12 protein-coding genes are annotated in these 13843 nt (G+C 68.5%); 6 read left to right on the top strand and 6 right to left on the bottom strand.

Going from position 1 to position 13843, the window contains the following annotated elements; translation table 11 throughout:
- Positions 1 to 217: 217 nt before the first annotated feature.
- Positions 218 to 1675: a GGDEF domain-containing protein gene (locus FS845_RS20900; protein WP_144638920.1), complete on the top strand. Its 1458-nt coding sequence runs from the start codon at positions 218 to 220 to the stop codon at positions 1673 to 1675.
- Positions 1676 to 1851: 176 nt separating this feature from the next.
- Complete coding sequence (locus FS845_RS20895) at positions 1852 to 2706, top strand: universal stress protein (RefSeq protein WP_144638918.1); 855 nt, start codon at positions 1852 to 1854, stop codon at positions 2704 to 2706.
- A 125-nt stretch (positions 2707 to 2831) separates the two neighbouring features.
- On the opposite strand, the gene FS845_RS20890 is transcribed toward FS845_RS20895, so the two are convergent.
- The 4 genes from FS845_RS20890 to FS845_RS20875 form a co-directional block, all read right to left on the bottom strand.
- Positions 2832 to 4112 carry a lytic murein transglycosylase gene (locus tag FS845_RS20890; RefSeq protein ID WP_144638916.1) on the bottom strand — a complete coding sequence of 427 codons (1281 nt, stop codon included), beginning with the start codon at positions 4110 to 4112 and terminating at the stop codon, positions 2832 to 2834.
- 65 nt (positions 4113 to 4177) lie between these two features.
- Entirely contained in the window at positions 4178 to 4645 is a 468-nt protein-coding gene (locus tag FS845_RS20885; RefSeq protein WP_409929322.1) for a type VI secretion system amidase immunity protein Tai4, read from the bottom strand.
- Entirely contained in the window at positions 4642 to 5142 is a 501-nt protein-coding gene (locus FS845_RS20880) for a type VI secretion system amidase effector protein Tae4 (RefSeq protein WP_144638914.1), read from the bottom strand. The genes FS845_RS20885 and FS845_RS20880 overlap by 4 nt, the downstream gene beginning before the upstream one ends.
- 136 nt (positions 5143 to 5278) lie before the next feature.
- Positions 5279 to 6118 carry a ferritin-like domain-containing protein gene (locus tag FS845_RS20875; RefSeq protein WP_144638912.1) on the bottom strand — a complete coding sequence of 280 codons (840 nt, stop codon included), beginning with the start codon at positions 6116 to 6118 and terminating at the stop codon, positions 5279 to 5281.
- A gap of 45 nt (positions 6119 to 6163) precedes the next feature.
- Here FS845_RS20875 and FS845_RS20870 point away from each other — a divergent pair, with 45 nt between their 5' ends.
- The 3 genes from FS845_RS20870 to FS845_RS20865 all read left to right on the top strand — a co-directional run bounded on the left by FS845_RS20870 (position 6164) and on the right by FS845_RS20865 (position 8133).
- A complete protein-coding gene (locus tag FS845_RS20870) occupies positions 6164 to 7297 on the top strand; it encodes a GNAT family N-acetyltransferase (protein ID WP_144638910.1) in 1134 nt (377 codons plus the stop codon).
- 323 nt (positions 7298 to 7620) lie between these two features.
- A complete protein-coding gene (locus FS845_RS26605) occupies positions 7621 to 7770 on the top strand; it encodes a hypothetical protein (protein ID WP_186332363.1) in 150 nt (49 codons plus the stop codon).
- Positions 7771 to 7791: 21 nt separating this feature from the next.
- Positions 7792 to 8133: a type II toxin-antitoxin system HicB family antitoxin gene (locus tag FS845_RS20865; RefSeq protein WP_144638908.1), complete on the top strand. Its 342-nt coding sequence runs from the start codon at positions 7792 to 7794 to the stop codon at positions 8131 to 8133.
- Between the two features lie 16 nt (positions 8134 to 8149).
- Here FS845_RS20865 and FS845_RS20860 read toward each other — a convergent pair whose 3' ends face one another.
- Together FS845_RS20860 and FS845_RS20855 are read right to left on the bottom strand one after the other, a co-directional pair.
- Positions 8150 to 8620, bottom strand: a complete 471-nt coding sequence (locus FS845_RS20860) for a DUF1854 domain-containing protein (RefSeq protein ID WP_144638906.1) — start codon at positions 8618 to 8620, stop codon at positions 8150 to 8152.
- Positions 8621 to 8630: 10 nt separating this feature from the next.
- Positions 8631 to 10901, bottom strand: a complete 2271-nt coding sequence (locus tag FS845_RS20855; protein WP_144638904.1) for an ABC transporter transmembrane domain-containing protein — start codon at positions 10899 to 10901, stop codon at positions 8631 to 8633.
- 276 nt (positions 10902 to 11177) lie between these two features.
- On the opposite strand from FS845_RS20855, the gene cphA reads away from it, so the two are divergent.
- The gene (cphA, locus tag FS845_RS20850) at positions 11178 to 13799 is read left to right on the top strand and encodes a cyanophycin synthetase (RefSeq protein ID WP_144638902.1); all 2622 of its coding nucleotides are present in this window, start codon (positions 11178 to 11180) and stop codon (positions 13797 to 13799) included.
- Positions 13800 to 13843 lie beyond the last annotated feature (44 nt).

Here is a 13843-nt window from a genome sequence, read left to right as displayed (position 1 = left end):
GCATTCAACCTCTAAGGTTCCCGTAAGAATACGCTCCTGCGCCTCGGGTGGAGGCTTCTCCGGCCGGTCCGTGGACGGCTGGCCGGGCCCGCGCCGCATCGAAATGAGGCGGGCCGGCACCGGCGTGGCTAGAATAGCGGTCCGTCGAGCGGGTACGAATGTCGCAATCACGCGACATTCGGCCCGAACGCAGTCCGCGAGCTAGGAAAGCAAGAACATGTACGAACCGGCCCCGGCGCAAGCCCAGGCGCCCGCCCCCGGATACGCAAGGCTCGCTCAGGCGATCGGCTCCGCCCTGCTCGCCGCGGCCATCCTGCTCGCCTGCTGCCTGATCGGCATCGTCAGCCGGCCGCCCGGGCTGCTGGCCGCGCTGTGGCCGGCCAACGCCGTCATGCTGGGCATGATGATCCGCTGGCCGCGCATGGCCGGCCCGGCGGGCTGGGTGGGCGGATTCGCCGGCTATGTCGTGGCCGACCTGGCCATGGGCGGCGCCCTGGGAATGACGCTCTGGCTGACGCTGGCCAACCTGACCGGGGTCTTCACCGGCTGGACGCTGTTCACGCGCCTGGAGCCCGAGGAACAGCGCCTGCAGCGCCCCAGCTCGGTGATGCACCTGTTCGGCATCTGCGCGGCCGGCTCGGCCGCGGCCGCCCTGACCGGCGCGGGCATCACTACCGCCGTCTACGCGCAGGACACGCTCACCGGGCTGACGTACTGGTTCATCGGCGAACTGGCGAACTACATCATCGTGCTGCCGGTGCTGCTGACCTGGCCCGGCCTGCGGCGCGTGGCGCTGCTGCGCCGCTCGGCGGACGTCAATTCGCTGCTGGGACGCAGCCTGCCGGCGCTGGCCCTGGCGGCCTCGCTGTTGGCGGCCATGGCCATCGGCGGCCCCGGCGCGATCTTCTTCCCGATCCCCGCCCTGCTGTGGTGCGCCCTCACCTACCGGATGTTCGCGGTGTCGCTGCTGACCATGGGCTCGGTGTTCTGGGCGCAGTTGTACAGCTCGCGCAACATGACGGGCGAGGTCATGGCCTCGTTCATCCACGCTACCACCTCCATCCGGCTGGGCATCACGCTGCTGGCGCTGGCGCCGCTGACGGTCGCCAGCATCAACGCCGCGCGCAACCGGCTGCTGGCCGAGCTGGAGCACGCCGCGCACCACGATTCGCTCAGCGGCGCGCTCACCCGCGGCGCCTTCATCAAGCGGGGCACCCAGGCCTGGCAGGGCCACGCGCAATCGCGCTGCAGCGCCGCCGCGCTGATGCTGTGCGTCGACGGTTTCCGCCAGGTAGACGACCAGTACGGCTACTGGGCCGGCGACCGCATCCTGCAGGCCTTCGCGCGCCAGGTACGCGCCGTGGTGCGCGAGCAGGACATCTTCGGCCGCCTGGGCGACGAGGAATTCGGCCTGCTGCTGTTCGGCGTGTCGCGCCAGGAAAGCCTCGGCGTGGGCGAACGCCTGCGCGCCGCGGTCGAGAACATGGAGATCGTGCTGGACGACGGCAGCCGCCTGTCCGCCACGATCACGGTGGGCATCACCTGGATTCCCGACCTCAACGACACCGCGCTGGGCCGCCTGCTGGTGCGCGCGGATGCCGCGCTGCACCGCGCCAAGAAGGCCGGCCGCAACCGCGTGGTCGACGACGAGGATACCGCGCTGCTGCGGGTCTGAATGCCGCGCCGGGTGCGCCGCGGTCGATGCGGTGCAGCATGTCCCGCGCTTGAACTTTCGCGCCGCGCGCGGGATAGTGGCTTCGGGGAGGCCTGGAATCCCGGGCGCACGCCGCCGGACGCAAGCGCGGCGGCACCCGGCCGGCCGCGGCCAGCGGCCCACCGAAGGAGACCGCCATGAAACAGGTCATCGCCTGCATCGACGGCATCGCGCGCGCCCAGGGCATCTGCGACTACGCCATCTGGGCCGCGCGCAGGATGGACACCGACCTGCATTTCCTGCACGTCCACGAACCCCACTCCGAACAGGCCGGCCTGTCCGATCTCAGCGGCAGCATGTGGCTGGGCGCGCAGGAAGCGCTGCTGCGCGAGCTGGCCGTCCTGGACGAAAAGCGCGCGGCCGTCGAACAGGAGCACGGCAGGCAGCTGCTGGACCTGGCGCTGGACCGCGCCCGCGCGCAGGGCCTGTCGCGGCTGGATGCGCGGCAGTACCAGGGCGGCCTGGTCGACACGCTGGTCGAGGTGGAGCCGGACGCGCGGCTTTTCGTCCTGGGCCATCACGAACAGCCCGTGAAACCGTCGCGGCTGCTGCCCGACCACCGGCTGGAATCGGCCGTGCGGGCCCTGCACCGCCCGATCCTGGTAGCCGCCCCGGCCTTCCGCGAACCCGCGTGCTTCATGGTGGCCTATGACGGCAGCGCCACGGCGCGCAAGACGGTCGAGATGGTCAGCCGCAGTCCGCTGCTGGCAGGGCTGCGCGCGCACGTGGTGCTGGTGGGCGGCGACGCGGCCGGCGCGGCCGCGTCATTGGAAGATGCGCGCAGGGAACTGTCCAACACGGGTTTCGATGCCCGCACGGCGCACGTGCCCGGCGAGCCCGTGCAGGCCCTGACGGCCTATGCCCGGGAACACGAGGTGGACCTGATCGCGATGGGCGCCTACGGCCACTCGCGCATCCGCCACCTGATGGTGGGCAGCACTACCACGGCCATCCTGGGACAGGTGCGGCTGCCGCTGTTGATCCTGCGCTGAGGGCGATCCCGGTGCGGCGCCGCGTGGACGGCGGCGCACAGGGCCTTGTCGGAAGGCCGGCATTCCGCCGCCGGTGCGGCCCGGCCAGCCCGGCGTCTGCGCGGGCGATGGCCGGGACGGCCGGATCAGGACGCCGGCTGCGCCCGCAGCGCGTTTAGCGTCTTGCGGCCGGCGCGGCCGTCGGGCGTCAGGCCCAGTTCGCGCTGCACCGTCTGCAAGGCCTCGCGCGTGCGCGCGCCGATCACGCCGTCGGGCTTGCCGATGTCGTAGCCGCGTGCCACCAGCATTTCCTGCAACTGGCGCCGCTCGGCGCGCGACAGGCCGGGGTCGTCGGTCGGCCAGGCCTTCACGAACGGCATGCCGCCGCGCAGGCGGTCGGACAGGTGCGCGATGGCCAGCGCGTAGCTTTCCGCCGCGTTGTACGAATAGATGGCGTCGAAGTTGCGGGTGACCAGGAACGCCGGCCCTTGCGGACCGGCTGGCAGCAGCAAGCCCACGGACGTATCGTTGCCGGGCAGCGCGCCGCCGTCGGCGCGGCGCACGCCCTGCGCGGCCCAGGCCGACATGGGCTTCTTGTTCTTGCGGCCGGCGCCGGACGTGTCCATGCCGTCCGGCAGCTTCACCTCGAAGCCCCAGCCCAGGTTGGGCTGCCAGCCGGCCTGCTTCAGGAAATTGGCGGTCGAGCCCAGCGCGTCGGGCACGCTGTCGACCAGGTCGCGGCGGCCGTCGCCGTCGAAGTCCACGGCCAGGCGCAGATAAGTCGACGGCATGAACTGCGTCTGGCCGAAGGCGCCGGCCCACGAGCCGTTCAGGCGGTCGGCCGCGACGTGCTCGTCCTGCAGGATGCGCAGCGTGGAGAAGAACTCGCCTCGGAAATACGCCTGGCGCCGGCCGAAGCACGACAGCGTGGACAGCGAGGTCAGCAGCGACCGGCCGCCCAGGTTCTGGCCGAAATTGCTTTCCACGCCCCAGACCGCGGCGACGGTGGCGGGGTCGACGCCATACTGCTGCTGCGCGCGCGCCAACTGGTCTTTCCAGGTCTCCATGGCGGCCATGCCGTCATCGATCCGTTCCTGGTCGACCAGGCTGGCCATGTAGTCCCAGATGGGCGTCTTGAACTCAGGCTGGGCATCCAGCAGCGGCAGCACCGTGGCGTCGGGCGACAGGGCCGCCGTCTGCGTGTCGTACACCGTGCCCTGCACGCCGCGCTTGAGCGCGTCGGGACGGATTTCGGCCAGGCAGGCGCGGTAGGCGGCGGGATCGGCCGTGGGCGCGGCGGGCGGCGGCGCGGGCTGGGCCGCGGGGGTGGCCGCAGGCGCGGACGGCGCCGTGGGCGCCGGATCGGCTGCGAAGACGGAGGGGGTGGCCAGCAAGGCCAGCAGGGGCAGAAGGCGGCGTGTGATCATGGAGCCATTCTATTACGCCATGCTCTGGTCGGAGAAACGCCAGACCATGACGTGCGGCCGCGTGATCATTTGAAATTGATCGGAGGATTATCCTGGCGATAAGTCCGCTTGGGATGGATGACCACGCGCTTGACGTGATCGCTCAACTCTTTACTGTGATACAGGTCCAGGCATTTCAGTAGATCGAATCTCACGCCCTTGACCTCTGATTCAACCAACGGATTATGGTAGTCGCGCGCCAGGTACTTCGCCACCAGGCGGTGGACCTCGTCGTAAGAGTGTGTCTCCCAGTCGAAGTTCGTCCAATCTCTCAGGGCCGTCGCACTGCTACCTGCGTCCACGTCCAAGGTCTTTTCATTGCGGTAAGCCGTGGCGATGCATTCTGCAAGCACCATATCCTTATAGTTCTGTGCATAGGTCCGGCTGCCGGCCTGCGGTGAATTCGCCTGGTCGGACGCATTCTGGCTGTTGGCGGCACCGGCCACTGGCATTATCACGAGGGCTGCCAGCGCCCCGATCCATCGCGCGCTCACGACAGACTCCAAAAATTCGCGCGCTCGGTACGATGTCTGGCGCCAGGCTCATTGAAATAGCAGTGATCGTAGCAATTCCGGCCATCGAACAGCGTGGCATGCCCTGCCGCATCCGTCCAACCAGAGATTTCAAACAGGACCAGGCCCTTTTTGCCAGAAAGCGGGCCTCCATCGGTGGGCGGATACTGGACCACTTCTGGCTTACCCCATATTTTGGCAAGATACAGGATCAAGCCTCTGACGCGATAGAAATACCAGCGTTTGTCATCGCCAGACACCGTGGCGCCAGGAACGAAGGGCACCGGTGTGCCGGAGTAGTTCAGGATATAGCTCATCCTGACGGCGCAGGTATTATCCCAACGCATGGTCGGATTCGGATGATTGATGTTGTACGCGACTTTTCCGCCAATTATTTTGGCCACGTGCTGACCGGAATTGACAGGGTCGTAAATTCTCTGTGATGCCGCCCACGCAGCGCTGAAGGAAGGCTTGGCCATTCATCGATCCTCATATGTCGAATAACCTGACCATCCATTACATGATGGCTAGATCGTCTTATGAATATATCGGCGAAACGCGAAGCACTATACCGGCGCTATTGCCGTCATCAGAGAAACGAAGATTTACCAGAGGCTACGAAGCTTTCGCCGAATGATTTTCGGCCATACTCAGCAGCGCCGCGATCTCGTCCTCGTCGAATCCCGCCGCGCGGCGTGCCGGCAGGTTGAACGGTCCGCGCAGGAACGGCGCGCCGTAGCGCAGGGCCAGTTCCGCATAACAGGCCACCGGGTCCAGCCCGCGCGCCTGGCAGCCGTGCCGGAACCAGCGGTTGCCGATGGCCACGTGGCCGATCTCGTCGCGCAGGATGATGTCCAGGATGGCCGCGCCGGCCTCGTCGCCGGCATCCGCCAGCTTGGCGCGCACCAGCGGCGAGGCGTCCAGTCCGCGCGCCTCCAGCGTGCGCGGCACCAGCGCCAGGCGCGCCAGCAGGTCGCCGCGGGTCTTCTCGGCCATCTCCCACAGGCCGTTGTGGGCCGGGAAGTCGCCGTACGCGTGGTCCAGCGTGGCCAGGTGCGCGTTCAACAGCGAAAAGTGATAGGCCTCTTCGCGCGCCACGCGCAACCAGTCGCGGTAGTAGTCGTCGGGCTGGCCGGCATAGCGCCAGATCGCGTCCAGCGCCAGGTTGATGGCGTTGAACTCGATGTGCGCCAGCGAATGCAGCAGGATGGCGCGGCCCTGCGGCGAGCGCACCGAGCGCTGCCGAGCATGCGCACGCGCCACCAGTTCGGGGCGCGCCGGGCGGCCCGGCAGGCCGGGAGGCTCGTCCAGCCCGGCATCCGCGCCCACGGGCAGGCCGTCGGTGATGGCGTCCACGGCCGCCAGCTTGTCCTGCCAATCGGCGGCGGCTAGGGCGCGCAGCGCGGCGTGGCGCAGGGTTGCGCGTTCAGACGGGGACTGCAAGACAGGATTCATGGAAAGGCAATGGTTGCGAACGCCCGCCGACTTTATCATTGCGCCATGCCTTCTTCCCCCCGCCTGAGCATCGAGACCTCGCTTGCCGCGCTGGACCCCGGCCAATGGAACGCCCTGGCCGGCGACCAACCCTTCGTGCGCCACGAGTTCCTGTCCGCCCTGCACGACACCGGCTGCGCCGCGCCCGACACGGGCTGGACGCCGTACTTCCTGACGCTGCGCCGCGGCGAACGACTGGCCGGCGCCGTGCCGCTGTACCTGAAGATGCACTCGCGCGGCGAGTACGTGTTCGACTTCGCCTGGGCCGATGCCTTCGAGCGCCACGGCCTGCGCTACTACCCCAAGCTGCTGTCGGCCATTCCTTTCACGCCGGTGGCGGGCGCGCGCCTGCTGGCGGCCGACGATGCCGACCGCGTGCTGCTGGCGCAAGGCCTGGTCGAGCTGGCGCAACGGCTGAAAGTGTCCTCGCTGCACCTGCTGTTTCCGTACCCGCAAGACCTGGCCGCGCTGCGCGAAGCCGGCTACATGATCCGCGAGGGCGTGCAGTTCCACTGGACCAATCCCGGTTACGCGGACATGGACCAGTTCCTGGCCGCGATGAGCCACGACAAGCGCAAGAAGATCCGCCAGGACCGCAAGAAGGTCGCGGCGGCTGGCATCACCTATCGCTGGCTGACGGGCGCGCAGATCGACGCGGCCTCGCTCGACTTCTTCTATCGCTGCTATTGCCAGACGTACTACGAACACGGCAATCCGCCCTACCTGAACGACGCGTTCTTCGCGCGCATCCGCGCCGAACTGCCCGACTCGATGGTGCTGGTGCTGGCCATGCGCGGCGACGAGCCGGTGGCCGCGGCGCTGAACCTGCGCGGCGGCGGCGCACTGTACGGCCGCTACTGGGGCAGCGCGGAATACGTGCCGGGCCTGCACTTCGAGACCTGCTACCTGCAGGCCATCGAATACTGCATCGTGCATGGCCTGTCGCGCTTCGAGGGCGGCGCGCAGGGCGAGCACAAGATGGCACGCGGCCTGCTGCCCACCCCCACCTGGTCGGCGCACTGGGTCGCCGACCGCCGCTTCGCCGACGCCATCCAGGATTTTCTGGACCACGAGACGACGGCGATGCAGCGGTACGTGGGCGAACTGGAGACGCACGCGCCGTTCAAGCGGGTGGATTAGCCCTTCGCGGACATTCAGATCGCGGACCACGCACCGTGACCTTTCCAGCCCTTGGGCCTTCGCGGCCCCAGCTTCACGCGCGTACGATTGCCAAGCCTGTGCCAACCTGCGCGGGACTGGTACGAAACGCGCCATCACGCACTTGATAGTGGTGGCAAAATATGCCACCATTGAATCTTAGGAAAGAGCATGCCGCTGAACGGGGCTCTCTGCAGGCACCTCTGTGAAATCTTTCACGTGCCTCCTTCGCCCAACGTGCAGTGGCATGACACAGAAACCTTGCTGCGCGCTTTGGGATCCCAGGTCCTGCTACGAAAAGCGGCATGCGCAGCGATTTCGGCGGCGGGCTGATCTGGATGTCCCACCGGCCGCACCCCGAACCGTCGATGGACAGGGCCGCCACCCGTGATCTGAAAATGCATCTGTTGCTGGCGGGGCATCTGCCCGCCGTGCATGGCTGCCGATGCAGATAAACCTCAGGAATCGAATCGACCATGGCCCGGAATGCGATCGAATATAAGGGCTTCGTTGGAAAGGTCGAGTACGACCCCGACGACCGCACGCTGTATGGCACCGTGCTGGGCACCAAGGCTGTGCTGTCCTTTGCCGGACAGGACGGCAAGGAATTGGAGGCCAGCTTTCACACGGTGGTGGACGACTATCTGGCCTATTGCAAGGAGGCCGGCATCGAGCCCGAGCGTACCTGGAAAGGCAAGATGACGTTCCGTCCCAAATCGGACGAGTTGCGCCACAAGATCGCCATTCATGCCCAACTGGCCGACGTCAGCATCAACGACTGGCTGAACGCTGTCGTCGAAAAAGCCGTAGCCCGCTGAAACCGACCGCCCCGCCCTACAAAAACCGATCCAGCAACTGCCGGCTGTGCCGATCCAGCCCAGCCGCGTCGCGGATCAGGTAATGGATGCCGTGGCTGTCCGAGATCAGCAGCGTGTGCCCCGCCAGGCGGCGGATGTCTTCCTCGCCGCGCAGCACGAAGGACGTCGTGCCCCGGTCGGTCTCGACCTGCCAGGTGGACGGCGTGGCGTAGGTGGACACGGCCACGATGCGCTGGATCTCCGGCATGAACTCCCGGCCGGCCAGTTCGGCCTCGACCAGTTCGCGCTGCGGCGGCGGCAGGTCCTCCACGCGCTCGATCCAGACCAGCTCGCGGCCGTCGGTGGCCACCAGCGACAGGCCCTGGCCGGGCCGCGAGATGGGAAAGGCGCGCACGGGAACCACACCCTCGTGGCTGACGCCGTCGGCGCCCACGTAGACCAGCCGGCCCAGGGCATTGCGCTGCAAGGTGAAGGAGGCGGTGTTCATCGATGCTCCGTCAGTCCAGGTCGGCTTCGCCATCGCCGGCTTCGGACGGCGAGTCGGCGATCTCGGCCTGCCGCATCTGCGCGCGGTACAGCTCGTAATAGGCGCCTTCGCGCGCCATCAGCGTTTCGTGCGTGCCCTCTTCCACCACCTTGCCGCGGTCCATCACGACCAGGCGGTCGGCCTTGCGCAGCGTGCTCAGGCGGTGCGCGATGGCGATGGTGGTGCGGCCGCGCACCAGATTGTCCAGCGCTTTCTGGATCTCTTTCTCGGTGGTGGTGTCGACCGACGAGGTGGCCTCGTCCAGGATCAGGATGCGCGGGTCGATCAGCAGCGCGCGCGCGATGGAGATGCGCTGGCGCTCGCCCCCCGACAGGGCCTGGCCGCGCTCGCCCACCAGCGAGTCGTAGCCGTGCGGCAGCCGCAGGATGAACTCGTGCGCATGCGCCGCGCGCGCCGCCGCGACGATCTCCTCGTGCGTCGCGTCGGGCTTGCCGTAGGCGATGTTCTCGGCGATGGTGCCGAAGAACAGGAAGGGCTCCTGCAGCACCAGGCCGATGTGCTTGCGGTAGTCGGCCACGCGCAGCGCGCGGATGTCCACGCCATCGACCAGCACGGCGCCCTCGGCCACGTCGTAGAAGCGGCAGATCAGGTTGATCAGCGTGCTCTTGCCCGAGCCGCTGTGCCCGACCAGGCCGATCATCTCGCCCGGCGCGATCGACAGGCTCATGCCGCGCATCACCGAGCGGTTGCCGTAGCGGAACCCCACCTCGCGCAGTTCGATGCGGCCCTGCACCTGCGGCAGGTTCACCGGCGACTGGGGTTCGGGCACGCTGGACACGTGATCCAGGATGTCGAAGATGCGCTTGGCGCCGGCCGCCGCTTTCTGCGTGAAGGACACGATGCGGCTCATGGAATCCAGGCGCGTGTAGAAGCGCCCGATGTAGGCGAGGAACGCCGCCAGCACGCCCACCGTGACGTCGTGCTCGGCCACCAGCCAGATGCCGAACACCCAGATCACCAGCAGCCCGATCTCGGTCAGCAGCGTGACCGACGGAGAGAACAGCGACCACACCTTGTTGACGCGGTCGTTCACGTCCAGGTTGCGCATGTTGGCTTCGCGAAAGCGCTGCACTTCGCGCTTCTCCTGCGCGAAGGCCTTCACCACGCGGATGCCGGGGATGGTGTCGGCCAGCACGTTGGTGATCTCGCCCCACACGCGGTCGACCTTCTCGAAGCCGTGCCGCAGCTTGTCGCGCACCAGGTGGATCAGCCACATGATGAAGGGCAGCGGCAGCAGCGTGGCCACCGCCAGCGTGGGATTGATCGAGAACAGGATGGCCGCGGTCATCACGATCATCAGCACGTCGGTGGCGAAGTCGAGCAGGTGCAGCGACAGGAACACGCAGATGCGGTCGGTCTCGCTGCCGATGCGCGACATCAGGTCGCCCGTGCGCTTGCCGCCGAAATATTCCAGCGACAGGTGCTGCAGGTGCGAATACGTGGCGATGCGCATGTCCGCGCCGATGCGCTCGCTGACCCAGGCCAGGATGTAGGTGCGCGCCCAGCCCAGCCCCCACGCCGCCAGCGCCGAGGCCAGCAGGCCCAGCAGATACCATTGCACGATGCCGTAGTCGATCTCCTGGCCGTTCTGGAACGGGATCAGCACGTCGTCCATCAGCGGCATGGTCAGGTACGGCGGCACCAGGGTGGCGGCGGTGGACAGCAGGGTCAGCACGAACCCCGCGATCAGGGCGGCGCGGTAGGGATGCGCGAAGCGCCACAGGCGCAGCAGCGCCCACGAGGACACCGGCCGGGGGCTTTCTTCCTCCGCGCAGGCCGGGCATTCGTCGCTGTCGGGCGGAATGGGCGCCTGGCATTCGGGGCAGGTGCGCAGTGCCTCAGGCGAAGGCTCGGCGGCCAGGCCGGCGGCGCGCGCCTGGCGCTGCTCGAACTGCGTGAGCAGCCGCAGCGCGGCCGGCGAGCGGCCCAGCGTGAAGCGCCACGCGCCGACCCGGGCCTGGCCGTCGTCCAGTTCCAGGCAGGCGGCGCCCGCGTGATCGTGCAATTGCAGCTTCAGGCCCGGGCCATGGCGCCAGGACTGCCAGGCGGACTGGCCCGGCGCCCGGGCCAGCAGCCGGCGGTCGGTGACCAGGACCACGCCGGGCTGATAGCGCAGGCGCTCGTCCAGGTCGGTATCGAGCCGCGCCAGCACGGTTTCGCCCGTTTCCAGGGCGGCGTCCGCGGGGCCGGGCAGGCCGGTGGGAGGGTGGGCAGTGCTCATCGCTTGCTCCGGCGGGTTCCGGGAAGGAAAACCGCCCCTGCCCCACCGTGGGTTAATCTGTCCCCTCGCAGCAACAGGCTTGGGCACGTACACGAGGGCGCGAGTTTATACGCGCAAAAAGGCGGCGTATAGTAGCGCCGGAAACGCCCCTCTCCCCCCTTAGGACAACCGCCCAGCGACGCACCGGCTCCGTTCCTCACGACACACCCCCCATAACGCACAACAAGTCCGGGGATATGCCTGTCATGCCAGCCTGTGTTCTTTCTCTGTATATCCATGAAGAAACGAGACATTGAATTCCTTGATGTCGTGGCTCTGCGCGGCCCCAACATCTGGACATATCGCCCGGTCCTGGAAGCATGGGTGGACATCGGCGAACTGGAAGATTTCCCCTCCAATCTTATCCCCGGTTTCTACGAACGGCTTTCGACGTGGCTGCCCACGCTGATCGAGCACCGTTGCAGCCCGGGGGTGCGCGGAGGGTTCCTGATGCGGCTGAAAGAGGGCACCTGGCCCGGCCACATCCTGGAACACGTCACGCTGGAACTGCAGAACCTCGCCGGCCTGCCGGGCGGCTTCGGCAAGGCGCGCGAGACCTCCACGCGCGGCGTGTACAAGGTCGTGGTGCGCGCCTGGCAGGAGGACGTCACCCGCGCGGCGCTGCAGGAAGCGCGCGACCTGGTCATGGCCGCCATCGAGGACCGGCCGTTCGACGTGGACAGCGCCATCTCGCGGCTGCGCGGCATGGTCGATTCGCTGTGCCTGGGTCCCAGCACGGCCTGCATCGTGGATGCCGCCGACGACCGCGACATCCCTTACATCCGCCTGTTCGACGGCAACCTGGTGCAGTTGGGCTACGGCGCGCGCCAGCGCCGCATCTGGACGGCCGAGACCGACCGCACCAGCGCCATCGCCGAAGGCATCTCGCGCGACAAGGACCTGACCAAGTCGCTGCTGGAGACCTGCGGCGTGCCGGTACCCGAGGGCCGCCTGGTCGAAAGCGTGGAGGACGCCTGGCAGGCGGCCGAGGACATCGGCCTGCCGGTGGTGGTCAAGCCCTATGACGGCAACCATGGCCGCGGCGTCTTCACCAACCTGATGACCCGCAAGGAAGTCGAATCCGCCTACGCCGTGGCGGTCGAGGAAGGCAGCGGCGTCATGGTCGAGCGCTTCGTGCTGGGCAACGAACACCGCCTGCTGGTGGTGGGCGGCCGCATGGTGGCCGCGGCCGCTGGCGAGCCGGCCTGGGTCACGGGCGACGGCAAGTCGACCATCGAGGACCTGATCGACATCCAGATCAACACCGACCCGCGGCGCGGCCGCGCCGAGACCTGCCCGCTGAACCCGGTGCGGCTGGATTCCGCGGCGCGCCTGGAGATCGCGCGCCAGGGCATGACGGCCCAGACCGTGCCCACCGCGGGCCGCCGCGTGCTCATCCAGCGCAGCGGCAACGTGGCCTTCGACGTCACCGACCGCGTGCATCCCGCCACCGCCGCCGCCGTCGTGCTGGCCGCGCGCGCCGTGGGCCTGGACATCGCCGGCGTCGACCTGGTGGCAGAGGACATCTCGCGCCCGCTGGACGCCCAGCGCGGCGCCATCGTCGAAGTGAACGCGGGCCCCGGCCTGCTGATGCACCTGAAGCCCGCCGACGGCCAGCCTCAGCCGGTGGGCCGCGCCATCGTCGACCATCTCTTCGCGCCCGACGATGACGGCCGCATCCCGCTGGTGGGCGTCACGGGCACCAACGGCAAGACCGTGGTGTCGCGCCTGATCGCTCGCCTGCTGCAACTGTCCGGCCGCCAGACCGGCCTGGCCTGCAGCGAAGGCCTGTACATCGACCGCCGCCAGGTGCAGCCGGGCGACCGCGCCGACTGGGCCGCCAGCCGCCGCCTGCTGATGAACCGCTCGCTGGACGCCGCCGTCATCGAGAACGACAGCGGCGTCATCCTGGGCCAGGGCCTGGCCTACGACCGCTGCCAGGTCGGCGTGGTCACCAACATCGACGAAGGCGACCACCTGGGCGACTTCGACATCAACGACGCCGACCGCCTGTACGGCGTGTTCCGCACGCAGGTCGACGTGGTGCTGCCCGGCGGCGCCGCCGTGCTGAACGCGCGCGATCCGCGCGTGGTCGAGATGGCCGACCTGTGCGACGGCGAGGTCGTGTACTTCGGCCTGAATCCCGCCCTGCCGGCGCTGGCCTCGCACCTGGCGCTGGGCAAGCGCGCCGTCACGCTGCGCGACGGCCAGATCGTGCTGGCGCGCGGCCGCGAGGAACAGGCCGTGGCCAACATCGCCGCGGTGCCCCTGACCTGCGGCGGCCGCGTCGACTTCCAGGCCGAGAACGTGCTGGCCGCGGTGGCCGCGGCCTGGGCGCTGGACATCCCGCTGGAGGTCATCCGCGCCGGCGTCGAGACCTTCGGCATGGACCAGAACGACGCGCCCTGGCGCTTCACCGTGTTCGAGCGCGACGGCGTCACCGTGGTGGTGGACGGCGCGCACAACGCCCCCGCGCTGCGCGCGCTGGTGGCGGCCATCGCCCACTTCGGCGGCTCGCAACGCACCGTGGTCTACGGCGCAGGCGTGGACCGCCGCGACGACGCCCTGGTCGAGCAAGGCGCCCTGCTGGGCCAGGCCTTCGACCGCGTGGTGCTCTACGACGACGCCACCATCTCGACCAAGCGGCCCGCCGGCCAGGCCCGCGCGCTGCTGCGCCAGGGCGCCCTGCAGGGCGGCCGCGCGCGCCAGGTGGACGACGAACCCGACCACGCCGCCGCCATCGGCCAGGTGCTGGCCCAGGCCAGGCCGGGCGAATTCGTGCTGCTGCAGTCCGACGAGGCCAACGCGGGGCCGGTCACCGAGATGGTGCGGCGCTGGATCCAGCAACCGCAATCCTGATTCCATTGATCGGGCCGTTCCAGAGGCGTTGGGACGGCCCGAGT

It is taken from the genome of Bordetella genomosp. 13 (genome assembly GCF_007679965.1).
Lineage (GTDB): Bacteria > Pseudomonadota > Gammaproteobacteria > Burkholderiales > Burkholderiaceae_B > Bordetella.
This window is presented reverse-complemented; position numbering and strand designations above follow the sequence as displayed.